We start from the raw sequence: 12673 nt of genomic DNA, 5'->3' as shown, positions 1-12673 counted from the left end.
ACTCGATCATAAACAATCTCAATGATTGAACTACTTGGGGCCTCGTGACACACCGGTCTTCTGCCCCGGCAACTCCTCCGGATGCGGTGGACGGCGGTCGGTCAGCCGGCGTCGGACCGTACGAGACCCAGTTCCTGGTTCATCGCCGCCAGGAAACGCACCACGACCGTCAGTTCGTCCTCGTCGAAGCGCGAGCGGGCCGACGCGGCGGCCTCGGCCAGCGGCCTGAAGTACGTCCGGGCCGCCGCCCGCGCGTCCGGCACGTAGTGCAGATGGACGACCCTGCGGTCGGCGCTCTCCCGGACCCGGCGCACGTGCCCCGCGCGCTCCAGCCGGTCCACGCACGCGGTCACCGCGCCCGAGGTGAGCCCGAGGTGCTCGCGCAGCCGGCCCGGGGTCATGGGCTCGGGCGAGTCGAGGATCGCCGCGAGCGCCTGCACGTCGGTGGGGTGCAGGCCTTGGCTGCCGGCGAAACCGTGCACGAGGCGGTTGATCTCGCCGTTCATCCGCCTCAGGTGCGAGGCGAGGACGTGCAGGTCACTCGTCTCGGGACCGGCCCCGGTCCCCCGTTCGTGCGGGTGCTGCCCGCGCTGGTTCGCTGTCGCCACGCGATCAGCGTATAGAAGGGTCAACCTGGGAACCCGCGCATCCATCACCGTGCGCCCGCGGGAAGTGATCACGTGACGACTGTCCCGTGAGAGACGGAGCCCCATGAGTGCAGAACGCGACCGCGCGAGCGGCGAAGGCCCGGGTGAGGGCATGGGAACGAACCTGCGCTGCCTCGTCACCGGCGCCACCGGCTACGTCGGCGGGCGGCTCGTACCGGAGCTGCTGGGCGCCGGCCACCGGGTGCGGTGCCTGGCCCGCTCGCCGCACAAGCTGCGCGACCACCCGTGGGCCGGCGAGGCCGAGGTGGTGCGCGGCGACGTCCTGGACGCCGACTCGGTGTCGCGGGCGATGGAGGGCGTGGACGTCGCCTACTACCTGGTGCACGCGCTGGGCAGCGGCGACGACTTCGAGGAGACGGACCGGCGCGCGGCGCGCACCTTCGCCGAGCGGGCCGAGGCGGCCGGGGTGCGGCGCATCGTCTATCTCGGCGGCCTGACCCCGTCCGACGTGCCGGAACGGGAACTCTCCCCGCACCTGCGCTCCCGTGCCGAGGTCGGCCGCATCCTCCTGGCCTCCGGTGTGCCCACGACCGTGCTGCGCGCCGCGATCGTCATCGGCTCCGGGTCGGCCTCCTTCGAGATGCTGCGCTATCTCACCGAGCGGCTGCCGGTGATGGTCACGCCCAGCTGGGTGCACACCCGCATCCAGCCGATCGCCGTCCGGGACGTGCTGCGCGCGCTCGTCGGCAGCGCGCGGATGCCGGCGGAGGTGTCCCGCGCCTTCGACGTGGGCGGGCCGGACGTCCTGACCTACCGCGAGATGATGGTCCGCTACGCCGAGGTGGCGCGGCTGCCCAAGCGTCTGATCGTCTCGGTGCCGATGCTGTCACCGGGCCTGTCCAGCCACTGGGTCGGCCTGATCACGCCCGTCCCCGCCTCGATCGCCCGCCCGCTCACCGAGTCGCTGCGGCACGAGGTGGTGTGCCGGGAGAACGACATCCTGAAGTACGTGCCCGCGCCGCCGGGGTATCCGCTCGGCTTCGACGGCGCACTGCGGCTGGCCCTGCAACGCGTGCGGGACGCCCAGGTCACCACCCGCTGGTCGTCCGCGTCGGTGCCGGGGGCGCCCAGCGATCCGCTGCCCACCGACCCGGACTGGGCGGGCGGCAGTCTCTACACCGACCACCGCACGCTGACCGTCGACGCCTCGCCCGCCGCGCTGTGGCGGGTCATCGAGGGGATCGGCGGCGACAACGGCTGGTACTCCTTCCCGCTGGCCTGGGCGGTACGGGGCTGGCTCGACCGGCTGGTCGGCGGGGTCGGCCTGCGCCGCGGCCGCCGGGACGCCGCGCGGCTGCGGGCCGGCGACTCGCTCGACTTCTGGCGGGTGGAGGAGATCGTCCCGGGCCGGCTGCTGCGGCTGCGCGCCGAGATGCGGCTGCCGGGCCTGGCCTGGCTGGAGATGTACGCCGACACCGACGACACCGGCCGGACGCGGTACCGGCAGCGGGCGCTGTTCCATCCGCACGGACTGGCCGGGCACGCCTACTGGTGGAGCGTGTGGGCGTTCCATGCCGTGGTGTTCGGCGGCATGGCCCGCAACATCGCCCGGGCCGCCACCCGTGGCCCGGCGGCCCGATGAGACCGCCGCGCGTCGCCCCCGCCCGGTCCGGCGGCCCGACCCCCCTGCGAGGAGCGCCATGACCACGTCGGTCGTCCTGTTCACCCGTGACCTGCGGCTGCACGACCATCCGCCCCTGCGCGCGGCGCTCGACGGGTCCGCGGCCGTGGTACCGCTGTTCGTCCGCGACCGGGCCGTCGACGCGGCCGGCTTCGCCGCGCCCAACCGGCTCGCCTTCCTCGCCGACTGCCTGCGCGACCTGGACGCGGGGCTGCGGGAGCGGGGCGGGCGGCTGATCGTCCGTTCCGGCGACCTGGTCGAGGAGGTGTGCGCGGTGGCCGGCGAGGCGGGAGCCGACGAGGTGCACATGGCGGCCGACGTCAGCGGGCACGCGCACCGGCGCGAGGAACTGCTCCGGGACGCCCTCGGGGCGCGGGGCTGCCGACTGCACGTGCACGATGCCGTGACGACCGTGCTGGCGCCGGGGGCGGTCACCCCGGCCTCCTCCGACCACTTCGCCGTCTTCACGCCGTACTTCCGGCGGTGGAGCGAGTGCTCCGTCCGCGACGCGCTCGCCGCGCCCCGCAAGGTCCGGGTCCCGGACGGCGTCGACTCGGAGCCGCTGCCGAGCCGAAGCGACCTCACGGGACTGTCCCCGGGGCTGGCGGCCGGCGGCGAGGAGGAGGCCAGGAAACGTCTGACGGCCTGGCTGCGCGACGGCATCACCGGCTACGCGGACCAGCACGACGACCTGGCCGGCGACGACACCTCGCGCCTCTCCCCGCACCTGCACTTCGGCGCCCTCTCCCCCGTCGAGCTGGTGCACCGCGCCCGCGACAAGGGCGGCGCCGGCGCCGAGGCGTTCGTGCGGCAGGTCGCCTGGCGGGACTTCCACGCCCAGGTGCTGTCCGCGCGGCCGCAGGCCTCGACGGCCGACTACCGCACCAGGCACGACCGCTGGCGCACCGGAGCCCAGGCGGACGAGGAGATCGCCGCCTGGAAGGACGGGCGAACCGGCTACCCGGTCGTCGACGCGGCCATGCGCCAGCTGCGGCACGAGGGCTGGATGCACAACCGGGCCCGGCTGCTGACCGCCAGCTTCCTCACCAAGACGCTCTACATCGACTGGCGGGTGGGCGCCCGGCACTTCCTGGACCTGCTCGTGGACGGCGACGTGGCCAACAACCAGCTGAACTGGCAGTGGACCGCCGGTACCGGCACGGACACCCGCCCGCACCGCGTCCTCAACCCCACGGCCCAGGCACGGCGCTTCGACCCGGACGGGACGTACGTGCGACGCTGGGTGCCCGAACTGGAGGGCCTGGAAGGGCGGTTGGTACACGAGCCGTGGCGGCTGACGGGCCCGGAGCGCGCGAAGTACGACGCCTACCCGGACCCGATCGTCGACCTCGCCGAGGGCCTGGACCGCTTCAAACGGGCCCGCGGACGCGACTGAACGCAGGCGCCGGCCCCGCAGCGGTCAGCCGTCGGGCAGCCGTCAGGTGGGAGGGCCGTCGGGGCCGGCCGTGTGGTCCGGGTGGTTCCGGGTGCGGCGGGCCTCCTTCAGCTCCGCCTCGTACAGGTGGTCGCGGCCGTCGGCGAGCCGGTCCACGGCCTCGCGCTCCAGGTCCCTGAACGGCTCGTAGTAGGTCCGGTCGTACGCCTCGACGACCTGGAACGTCCAGTGTCCGGGGATGACGTTGCGGCCCAGGATCTCCGTGCGGACCCGTTCCGCCCACTCCGGGTGCCCGGCGGCGCGCAGGAGTTCGACGGCGCGGTCCAGCTCGAAGTCCGCCGAGCCGGTCAGCTGGTGGAAGGCGAACAGGTGCCCGCGGGCGCACTCGGTCGTCTCCAGGGCCTTGGACAGGGAGCCCAGCGCCTCCACGGTCTCGTCGCTGACGCCCTCGGGGCGCCGGTGCGGGTCTCCCATCGGGTGTGTCTCCTTCCGGCGGCATCGACGGCGGTGTCACGCGAGGGGGTCGTGGCCCCAGTTCATGAGCGAGTAGCGCCACCGGGACTTCTCGACGTCGCCCGACGGGCGCTGGGCCAGGTGCCGGCGGACGTAGCCGACGACCTTGCGCATGTGCTCGTAGTCGTCGTCCGAGAGGTCGTCCTTGTTCGTCCGCTGGATCCGCACGATCCGGCGGCCGGACGCGTGCCCGGTGGACTCGCCCCCGTCCTGGTGGTGTCCGGCGTCCTGGGACTCGTCGGTCTCCAGCCACGCCTCCAGGTCGGCCGGCGCCATGTTCACCAGCTCGCGGAAGCCGTCCCGGATCTCCTGCAGGTCGTCACCGTCCATGTCGCCTCACTTCTTCTTCAGCGCCGACGGCTTGTGCACCGCCGATCCGCCCGACTTGTCGCTGCGGACCTTGTACTGCGGGTCGTCGGGCGACGCGTCCACCGTGCGGCCCCCGGCCTCGGTGCGCTTGGTGATCTTCTTCTCCACCTCGCCCTCGGCCCGGGAGCCGTGGCTGCTCCAGGTGACCTTGTCGCCCTTCTCCAGGTCCTCGCCCTTGCCGCCCTCGCCCCGGTTCCTCGCCATGGCGCCGCTCCTTCGTCCGCAGGCCCCCTCCGCTTCCCCACCTGGGTTCCCAGCCGGGGGCGGGCCACTCGGGAGATGACCCGTTCAGCGGCGGAACTATCCTGGTCGCGGCCCGGGCACCGCCGTCCGGGGCCCCTCCCCTCGCCGCCGCCGTTCCAGGAGCAGCCCGTTGAACACCAGCACCGCGACCCCGGACAGCTACTACGAGCGGATCGACGAGCACCGCTTCAAGCCCACCTCGCACGCCGGCGGGGCGTGGAGCGCGGACGAGCAGCACTTCAGTCCGCTGGGCGGCCTGATCGTGCACGCGGTCGACCGCCATCTGGCCGGGCGGGAGGGCGCGGCCATGTCCCTGAGCCGGATCAGCTTCGACATCCTCGGCCGCCCGGCGCTGGACGAGTGCGAGATCCGGGTGGAGACCGTCCGCCCCGGCCGCACCATAGAACTGGTCGAGGCGACCGTGCTCATCGCGGGCCGGTCGGTGACCCGGGCCAGGGCGTGGCTGCTGGCCGACGTGGACACCGGCGCCGTGGCGGGCGGCGGCGCGGACCGGCTCGCCGCGCCGGAGACCCTCGCCCCCTGGCCCATGGACACCGCGTGGCCCGGCGGATACATCGCCTCCCTGGACGTGCGCCCCGTGGCACCGCCGCTCCCGGGCCGTACCACCGCCTGGGTCTCCACCGGCCTCGACCTGGTCGCCGGGGAGACGGCGAGCCCGCTGGCCTCCTACGTCACCCTGGTGGACACCGCCAACGGCATCGCCGTACGGCAGTCGCCGAGGGAGTGGATGTTCCCGAACGTCGACCTGACCCTGCACCTGCACCGCGCGCCCCGCGGCCCCTGGACCGGCCTGGACACCACCGTCGTCTTCGGCCCCACCGGCCAGGGCATCACGAGCACCGTGCTGCACGACGTCGACGGCCCCGTGGGCCACGCGCAGCAGATGCTGACCGTCCGCCCACTGGGGTGATCCGCCGGCGGCGAGGCGCGGTCACGAGGGTGTGAGGACCAGCCGTCCCCGGACCTCTCCGGCCTCCAGCCGGCGGTGGGCCTCCGCCGTCATCGACAACGGCAGCCGATCGGCGACACGCGGCCGCCACGGCGTCTCCGTGAGCACGCCCACGACGCCCTCGGCGGCCTCGGCGAGGTCGGCGGTCGTGGCGTTGCTGATGGCGAAGCCCACGATGCTCGCGTCCCTGGTGTACAGCCGGCTCACCGGCAGCGGGGAGGGCCCGCCGCCCAGCCCCACCATCGCGACCAGTCGTCCGCCCATGGCCAGCGACTCCACGGCGTCGGCGAGCACTCCGTGCCCCGACGTGTCGAGGTGGACGTCGTAGCCGTCCGGCGCCGCCCGGCGCGCCCGCTCGGCGAGGCCGGGCGACCGGTGGTCGAGGACCTCGGCGGCGCCCAGCTCCCGGACCGCCGCCGCGTCCCCGGCGCGTGCCGTGGCGACCACCCGGGCCCCGGCGCGGGCGGCCAGCGCCACCGCCGCGCCGCCGACGTTCCCGGCGCCGCCGCCGACGTACACGGTCTCGCCCGCCCGCAGCCGGCCGTGCCGGAAGAGCGCCAGCCAGGCGGAGGCCGCCGGGTGGGCGGCGGCCACGAGGTGTTCGGCGGCGACGCCGGGCGGCGCCGCGTAGAGGCGTTCGGCGGCGACCGCCGCGTATTCGGCGAAGGATCCCTGCCGGCCCGCGTGGCCCAGGCTGTTGCACCACACCCGCTGCCCGGGGGTGAAGCCCGCCGCGCCGGAACCGGCCAGGGCGACCTCGCCCACCAGGTCGCGGCCGACGACGAAGGGCAGCGGCAGCGGGGTGGCGTAGGCGCCGGACCGTACGAAGGTGTCGACGGGGTCGACCGCCACGGCCGACACCCGCACGAGCACGTCGGTGGGTCCCACCGGCGGCACCGGGAGCGGGCCGTGGCGGATGGCGTCGGCCGGTCCGACGGCGTCGATGTACGCCGCCCGCATCACGTCGGGGACTGTGCCGTTCATGACGTCATGCTACGAACCGCCCCCTCCCGTCGCAGCCTGCGGCCGCGACGCGTGGGTCCCCACGGTTTGAGGACCGAGATCACCGTCATGAAGACGTAGGCGGACAGCGAGACGACCGGCCCGAACAGCACGTCCCCGGCGTCCGGCAGCGGCTCGCCCGCGGCGACGGCGGTGAACGCCGCGTTCACGCCGGGACGCAACGCGAAGACCGTGGCGGTCGTTGTGGCCAGGGTCAGCCAGAACTTGGTGACCACCCACCGGTGCCGGGCCAGCCCCCACGCCGTGCCCAGGGCCAGCACCACTCCGCTGAGGAGGGTGAGGACGGCGAGAGGCAGCAGCAGCCAGTCGGCGAACAGCTTCATGCCGCGGACACCGGCCTCCACAGTGGCGGGGGACGCGGTGGCGGCCGCGGTCAGTCCGAGGGCCAGCAGCCCGAGGGTGAGCCCGAGCCAGCCGGCGGAGGCGACGACGTGGACGACGAGGAGGGCCCGGCGTGCGGGTCGGCTGAGTTTCACCCCTCCCACGCTGCCGGGACCGGGGCGCGAAGACGTCCGGCGGCGGGAGTAACCCCGGCTACCGAGCCGGGCGTACGCGGCGGGGTCCGCGGTGCCTCGGCCGGAGCAGCCGGAAACGCGGGGTTGCCTTTGAATTAACGGCAGACCGCGGAATCCGGAATGCCGCGATATCCCGATCGAATTCCGTCGGAATACCACTCCATCCGTACCTGACCGCACATCTGCATCCCTATGCTGATCACGCTTCGCCGAACGGGTGCGGAGAAATTCGGGGGGATCGTATCCCTGTGACGAAAACCGAGGAATTCCTGTGAGACGTACGACCTCTGTCCTGCTCTCCCTGAGCGCCCTGGTGGCGGCCTCCGCCCTGGCCGCTCCCGCGGCGGCGGCCGCACCGGTGGGCGACCGGCCGGCCGCCGCGCCCGCCGGGTGGGAGGCGGTGGACGCGTCCGCGCTGGCGCGCATCACCGACGACGCGGACGCCCGACGGGCCCCGCTCGCCGCCGGAGACAGCGCCTCGGCGGCGGCCGCGGAGCCAGAGCTGCTGGCCGTGCAGTCGGTCCGCAACAACCGCTTCGTGGCGACCGAGGTGAACTACCCCGCCCCGAACACCGGCGTGCAGCGCGCCCGTTCCGCCGAATTCGGCGGCTCGTGGGAGAGCTTCGCCTTCGAGTGGGACGAGGCCACCCAGACCTACGCGCTGCGTTCCCTCGCGAACAACCGCTACGTGGCGGTGGAGAAGAACTACACCGGCAGCGCGCAGAACGTCCTGCGCGCCCGCTCCACGAGTGTGGGCGGCTGGGAGCGGTTCGTCCTCTTCTACAACGAAAGCCTCGACCGCTACGCGCTCCAGTCCACGCTGAACGGGCTCTTCGTCACCATGGAGAACGGCTACACCGGTTCGCTCCAGTACGCGCTGCGGGCCCGCTCCGCCGAGATCACCGGGTCGTGGGAGGAGTTCGTCCTGTACGACATCGGCGCCTGAGGCAGGCATCCGTCCGGCCGCGTCAGGGCCGGGCGGGCGCCTCCCAGTCCTCGTCGGTGAGGTCCAGCAGCGCCTCGGTCGTGGCCGCGTCGGGCAGGGGCCCGTGGTCCCCGACCACCCGCAGCGCGGACGCCGCCGTGATGTGGCCGAGGCGCAGGGCCCGGGTGAGGCCGGCTCCTCGCCACAGTCCGGCGAGGAAACCGGCGGCGAACGCGTCCCCCGCGCCCACCGGTTCGACGACGTCCGTCCTCAGGGCGGGCACCGTGCACGCGCCGTCCTCGGTGAACGCGGTCGCGCCCCGCCCGCCGTCCTTGACGACGAGCACGCGGGGGCCGCCGAGCAGCCCGCGGACATCGGCGGCGGTCAGCCCGGCGCCCCACAGGTCCTGTGCCTCGTCGAGGCCGACGAAGGTGATGTCGGCGCGGTCGGCCAGGTCGCGGAGTACCGAGGGGGCGGTGTCCGGCGGCCACAGCGCGGCGCGGTGGTTGACGTCGAAACTGACCGCGTGGGGACGCTCCGCACGCGGCGCGTGCAGCGCCCGTTCCACCAGGGCCCGGCAGGAACCGGACAGTGCCGGGGTGACGCCGGTCAGGTGCAGGAGGGCGGCCCCGCCGAGCCGGTCGTCGTCCAGGACGCCGGGGCCCAGGGCGGAGGCCGCCGAGCCCTTCCGGTAGTAGTGCACGCGGGTGCCCTCGGCGCCCGGGTCCTTCACCAGCAGTCCGGTCGGCCGGGCCGGGTCGGTCCGCACGCCCGAGACGTCCACGCCCGCCTCCCCCACGGCCGCCCGCACGCGTCGGCCGAGCGCGTCGTCACCGACGGCCGACAGCCAGGAGACGGGCAGCCCGTGGTCGGCGAGGTACATGGCGACGTTCGACTCGGCACCCGCCACCGAGAGGCGCACGGACTCGGCGCCGTCCAGGGTGTCGGGCGGGGCGGGCGACACGGCCGCCATGGTCTCCCCCACGCAGACCACGGGACCCGGTGCGGGACGCCAGGGGCTCGCGGCACTCATGTCCGCGCCCCCGACGCCGTGGCCCGGGGTCCGGGCCGGCAGGCGACCGGTGCCACCGCGCCGGGGACGCGGGGCGACCGGTCCGGTGTCCGCGCCGGCGCGCTGTCCGGGCCGGGTGCGGCGGTCACGGCCGGGCCTCCCGGACGGCGGCGCGGAAGGCGCGGGCACGGGCGCGGAGGACGTCGAGGCTGCCGCCGTCCGCGGCGTCGCCGATCAGCGGGGAGCCTACGCCGACGGCGGTGGCGCCGGCCGCCAGATGGGCGCGGGCGGCCACCTCGTCGACACCGCCGACGGGCACGAGCGGTTCGTGCGGGAAGGGTCCGCGCAGCGCCTTGACGTAGTCGGGACCGCCGGCCTGGGCGGCCGGGAAGATCTTCAGTGCCGTGGCGCCGAGGGTGCGTGCCGTGAGGATGTCGGTGGGCGTCATGACGCCGGCCAGCACCGGCATGCCCAGCTCGCGGGCGGCGGGGACGCCCTCGCCCAGGCCGGGGGTGACGGCGAAGTCGGCGCCGGCCCGGTGGGCGGCACGCGCGTCGTCGGCGGTGAGGACCGTGCCGGCGCCCAGCGGCCGGTCGGGGCCGAGGGCCTCCCTGGCGCGCTCGATGACCCGGAGGGCGTCCTCGCCGGTCAGTGACACCTCGATGAGGTCCACGCCCTCCTCGGCCAGGGTCAGTACGGTGCGCAGCGCGGCGTCGGCGTCGGCTCCGCGCACGATGGCGACGAGTCGGTGGGCGGCCAGGGCCGCTCGCAGATCCACAGGAGGTCTCCTTCTCAGAGTGTTACAGGTCGGGCGTCGCGCAGCGGCGGCCGTCGGCCAGGGTAGGACGCCACCGGAGCGCGCCGCTGGCCGGGACCCCGGTCGCGTGACCGGACCTCACCACTCGGCGAACGATCCGTCGGGATGCCGCCACACCGGGTTGCGCCAGGCGTGGCCGTCGCGGTCGGCGGCGCGTACGGCCTTCTCGTCGATGTCGATGCCCAGGCCGGGCGCGTCGCTGCGGGGCGCGTGTCCGTCCACGAAGCGGAAGGGCTCGGTGTCCACGAGGTAGGTCAGCAGGTCGGCGCTCTTGTTGTAGTGGATGCCCCGGCTCTGTTCCTGGATGAGGAAGTTCGGCGTCGCGAAGGCGACCTGGAGGCTGGCGGCGAGGGCGATCGGGCCGAGCGGGCAGTGCGGGGCGAGCAGGGCACCGTAGGTGTCGGCGAGCGAGGCGATGCGGTGCACCTCGGAGATGCCGCCGGCGTGCGAGAGGTCGGGCTGGGCGACGGCGACGCCCGCGGCGAGCACGGGCAGGAACTCGCTCCGGCCGTAGAGCCGTTCGCCGGTGGCGAGGGGGATGTCGGTGGCCGCGGCGAGCCGGGACAGCAGGTGGCTCTGCTCGGGGACGACCGGTTCCTCGACGAACAGCGGGTGCAGTGGCGCGAGTTCGGCCAGGACCCGGCGGGAGCTCGCGGCGGTGAAGCGGCCGTGGAAGTCGACGGCGACGTCGCGGTCCGGCCCGAGGGCCTCGCGGGCGGCGGCCACCCGGTCGACGACGGCCGCGGTCTCGGCGGGGGTCGTCAGGGGTGAGACGGCTCCGGCGCCGTTCATCTTCACCGCGGTGAAGCCGGCCTCCACCTGGGCGGCGATCTGCTCGGCGAGCGCGGCGGGCTCGTCCCCGCCGACCCAGGCGTAGACCCGGACCCGCTCGCGCACGGGGCCGCCCAGCAGGGCGTGCACGGGTGCCCCGTACGTCTTGCCCGCGATGTCCCACAGGGCCTGGTCGAGGCCGGCGACGGCGCTGGACAGGACGGGGCCGCCGCGGTAGAAGCCGCCCTTGGTGAGGATCTGCCAGTGGTCCTGGATGCGCAGGGGGTCCTTGCCCATCAGCTGCTCGGCGAGGACGTCGACGGCGGCGCGGACGACCTCGGCGCGGCCCTCGACGACGGGCTCGCCCCAGCCGACCACGCCGTCGTCGGTTTCGACGCGGCAGAACAGCCAGCGCGGCGGGACCAGGAACGTTTCTATGCGGGTGATCTTCACTTAGCGGGGCTGCCTTTCCGTGTGGCCGGCGTTGCCGGTGACGGCTGTGCTGTCGGGGTCGCGCATGCCATCGGGATTGCCTATGCGCTCCTGGTCGCGGCCGGCCTGATCGAGCAGGGCGCGCATGGCCGCCTCCGCAGCCCGCGGGTCGCGGTCGCGGACGGCGTCGAGGACCGCCCGGTGGGCCGGTACCGGGTCGCCGCTGTGCGGGGAGCTGTGCACGATGCGGTCGCGGTGGGCGAGCCCGGACGAGATCACCATCTCCATGCGTTCGAGGAGTTCGTTGTGGGTGGCGGCGAGCAGGGCCCGGTGGAACGCGAGGTCGGCCGCCACGGCGCGGGCCGGGTCGGGGTCCTCCTCCCCCATCGCGGCCAGCGCGGCGCCCAGCGCGGCGAGGTCGTCGTCGGTGCGGCGGCCGGCGGCGAGGCGGACGGCGGCCGGTTCCACGATGGCCCGCACCTCGGCGAGGTCGCGCAGCAGCGCGAGGTCGGAGCCGGCGCTGCCGCCGCCCTCGAACCGCCAGCGCAGGACGTCGGCGTCGAGCAGGTTCCAGTCGGCGCGGGAGCGGACGAAGGTGCCGCGCTTCTGCCGGGCGTCGACCATGCCCTTGGCGGCCAGCACCTTCAGCGACTCGCGCAGCGCGGTCAGACTCACGTCCAGCTCGCTCCGGAGCGCGACCAGGTCGAGCGTGGCTCCCTCGGGGATCCGTCCGCTCAGGATGCGGCGGGCGAGGGCTTCCACGGTCTGGCCGTGTACGCCGCGGCGGGCGTAGGGCGTCATGTCGTGCGGCCCTTCCGGTACGGGGCGGGGTCAGGTGCTCGTCGACGGCCGACGGTGGTCCATTATTACTAATTTAATCAGAGAGTGCGACGGTGGTTTCATCTGGTTGACAGGCACGCCACGTTTTGCCCCATTCCTCCCGGTAACCCGTCTGGAGGACATCCAGATGCGACGAGGTGAGAACCATGCTGGTGCTGGGTCTCCTGCTGATGGCGGGCGCCGCCGCCTTCACAGGCCTGCTGATCGCGGACAACCTGTCCGGCGGTCCGGACTACACGGTGTCCCTGATGGGGGCCGAGCCCTTCACGATCAGCACGCTGGGGGCGTTCCTCGGGGGTATCGCGCTGACCCTGATCTTCGGCCTGGGCATGTGGATGCTGCTGGCCGGGACGGTGCTGGCCCGCCACCGCAGCAAGAAGCGCCGCACGGACCGGCTGGCCGCCCGGCAGGCCTACGCGGAGCGCGACGAACTCGCCGGCCGCCTGGAGGGCCAGGACGCCCCCGCCGCGCCCACGGCCGAGCCTGCGGGGCACCGCAGGCCGTCCCTCCACCGGCCGGGGTGGCTCCGGCCGCACGGCCACTGACCCCGGTGCGCCG

15 protein-coding genes are annotated in these 12673 nt (G+C 74.3%); 5 read left to right on the top strand and 10 right to left on the bottom strand.

The genetic code is table 11. From position 1 onward, the window contains the following. Positions 1-101 precede the first annotated feature (101 nt). Positions 102-608, bottom strand: coding sequence for a MarR family winged helix-turn-helix transcriptional regulator (locus tag DMH12_RS06530; RefSeq protein WP_125490590.1), 507 nt, complete (start codon positions 606-608; stop codon positions 102-104). Between the two features lie 103 nt (positions 609-711). Between DMH12_RS06530 and DMH12_RS06525 the strand changes: the two genes are divergently transcribed. After that, the gene (locus DMH12_RS06525; protein WP_399186743.1) at positions 712-2250 is read left to right on the top strand and encodes an SDR family oxidoreductase; all 1539 of its coding nucleotides are present in this window, start codon (positions 712-714) and stop codon (positions 2248-2250) included. A 58-nt stretch (positions 2251-2308) separates the two neighbouring features. After that, positions 2309-3685 (top strand): deoxyribodipyrimidine photo-lyase, encoded by a 1377-nt coding sequence (locus tag DMH12_RS06520; RefSeq protein ID WP_125490589.1) that lies wholly within the window; start codon positions 2309-2311, stop codon positions 3683-3685. 42 nt (positions 3686-3727) lie between these two features. Here DMH12_RS06520 and DMH12_RS06515 read toward each other — a convergent pair whose 3' ends face one another. Genes DMH12_RS06515 through DMH12_RS06505 form a run of 3 tightly spaced genes read right to left on the bottom strand, consistent with a single transcriptional unit; the run spans position 3728 to position 4771 of the window. After that, positions 3728-4159, bottom strand: coding sequence for a hypothetical protein (locus tag DMH12_RS06515; protein ID WP_125490588.1), 432 nt, complete (start codon positions 4157-4159; stop codon positions 3728-3730). A gap of 36 nt (positions 4160-4195) precedes the next feature. Further along, a complete protein-coding gene (locus tag DMH12_RS06510; protein WP_125490587.1) occupies positions 4196-4528 on the bottom strand; it encodes a DUF3140 domain-containing protein in 333 nt (110 codons plus the stop codon). Between the two features lie 6 nt (positions 4529-4534). Then, positions 4535-4771, bottom strand: a complete 237-nt coding sequence (locus tag DMH12_RS06505) for a DUF2945 domain-containing protein (protein WP_125490586.1) — start codon at positions 4769-4771, stop codon at positions 4535-4537. Between the two features lie 169 nt (positions 4772-4940). Here DMH12_RS06505 and DMH12_RS06500 point away from each other — a divergent pair, with 169 nt between their 5' ends. Further along, complete coding sequence (locus tag DMH12_RS06500; RefSeq protein WP_125490585.1) at positions 4941-5741, top strand: thioesterase family protein; 801 nt, start codon at positions 4941-4943, stop codon at positions 5739-5741. Positions 5742-5762: 21 nt separating this feature from the next. Here the strand turns inward: DMH12_RS06500 and DMH12_RS06495 are convergent, their stop codons facing one another. Together DMH12_RS06495 and DMH12_RS06490 are read right to left on the bottom strand one after the other, a co-directional pair. Next, positions 5763-6764 carry a zinc-binding dehydrogenase gene (locus DMH12_RS06495; protein WP_125490584.1) on the bottom strand — a complete coding sequence of 334 codons (1002 nt, stop codon included), beginning with the start codon at positions 6762-6764 and terminating at the stop codon, positions 5763-5765. Next, entirely contained in the window at positions 6761-7279 is a 519-nt protein-coding gene (locus tag DMH12_RS06490; protein WP_125490583.1) for a DUF2269 family protein, read from the bottom strand. Before DMH12_RS06490 ends, DMH12_RS06495 begins: the two co-directional genes overlap by 4 nt. 310 nt (positions 7280-7589) lie before the next feature. Between DMH12_RS06490 and DMH12_RS06485 the strand changes: the two genes are divergently transcribed. Further along, positions 7590-8264, top strand: a complete 675-nt coding sequence (locus DMH12_RS06485; protein WP_125490582.1) for a hypothetical protein — start codon at positions 7590-7592, stop codon at positions 8262-8264. 22 nt (positions 8265-8286) lie between these two features. Here the strand turns inward: DMH12_RS06485 and DMH12_RS06480 are convergent, their stop codons facing one another. The 4 genes from DMH12_RS06480 to DMH12_RS06465 form a co-directional block, all read right to left on the bottom strand. Continuing rightward, positions 8287-9276: a sugar kinase gene (locus DMH12_RS06480; protein WP_125490581.1), complete on the bottom strand. Its 990-nt coding sequence runs from the start codon at positions 9274-9276 to the stop codon at positions 8287-8289. 124 nt (positions 9277-9400) lie between these two features. Next, positions 9401-10033: a bifunctional 4-hydroxy-2-oxoglutarate aldolase/2-dehydro-3-deoxy-phosphogluconate aldolase gene (locus tag DMH12_RS06475; protein WP_125490580.1), complete on the bottom strand. Its 633-nt coding sequence runs from the start codon at positions 10031-10033 to the stop codon at positions 9401-9403. Positions 10034-10150: 117 nt separating this feature from the next. After that, on the bottom strand, positions 10151-11296 hold the full coding sequence (gene dgoD / locus DMH12_RS06470; protein WP_125490579.1) for a galactonate dehydratase: 1146 nt from the start codon (positions 11294-11296) through the stop codon (positions 10151-10153). Next, a complete protein-coding gene (locus DMH12_RS06465) occupies positions 11297-12076 on the bottom strand; it encodes a FadR/GntR family transcriptional regulator (RefSeq protein ID WP_125490578.1) in 780 nt (259 codons plus the stop codon). Positions 12077-12261: 185 nt separating this feature from the next. Here DMH12_RS06465 and DMH12_RS06460 point away from each other — a divergent pair, with 185 nt between their 5' ends. Next, positions 12262-12660, top strand: coding sequence for a hypothetical protein (locus DMH12_RS06460; RefSeq protein WP_125490577.1), 399 nt, complete (start codon positions 12262-12264; stop codon positions 12658-12660). The last annotated feature ends 13 nt before the right edge of the window (positions 12661-12673 follow it).

It is taken from the genome of Streptomyces sp. WAC 04229 (assembly GCF_003947455.1).
Classification (GTDB): domain Bacteria; phylum Actinomycetota; class Actinomycetes; order Streptomycetales; family Streptomycetaceae; genus Streptomyces.
The sequence above is the reverse complement of the archived record's forward strand: the minus strand, read 5'-3'. Positions and strand labels throughout refer to the sequence as shown.

Excerpts from the sequence above, each read along its gene's own strand:
- DMH12_RS06515 (WP_125490588.1), bottom strand. The coding sequence starts at position 4,159 with ATGGGAGACCCGCACCGGCGCCCCGAGGGCGTCAGCGACGAGACCGTG.
- DMH12_RS06505 (WP_125490586.1), bottom strand. The coding sequence starts at position 4,771 with ATGGCGAGGAACCGGGGCGAGGGCGGCAAGGGCGAGGACCTGGAGAAG.
- DMH12_RS06525 (WP_399186743.1), top strand. The coding sequence starts at position 712 with ATGAGTGCAGAACGCGACCGCGCGAGCGGCGAAGGCCCGGGTGAGGGC.
- DMH12_RS06520 (WP_125490589.1), top strand. The coding sequence starts at position 2,309 with ATGACCACGTCGGTCGTCCTGTTCACCCGTGACCTGCGGCTGCACGAC.
- DMH12_RS06495 (WP_125490584.1), bottom strand. The coding sequence starts at position 6,764 with ATGAACGGCACAGTCCCCGACGTGATGCGGGCGGCGTACATCGACGCC.
- DMH12_RS06460 (WP_125490577.1), top strand. The coding sequence starts at position 12,262 with ATGCTGGTGCTGGGTCTCCTGCTGATGGCGGGCGCCGCCGCCTTCACA.
- DMH12_RS06480 (WP_125490581.1), bottom strand. The coding sequence starts at position 9,276 with ATGAGTGCCGCGAGCCCCTGGCGTCCCGCACCGGGTCCCGTGGTCTGC.
- DMH12_RS06510 (WP_125490587.1), bottom strand. The coding sequence starts at position 4,528 with ATGGACGGTGACGACCTGCAGGAGATCCGGGACGGCTTCCGCGAGCTG.
- DMH12_RS06465 (WP_125490578.1), bottom strand. The coding sequence starts at position 12,076 with ATGACGCCCTACGCCCGCCGCGGCGTACACGGCCAGACCGTGGAAGCC.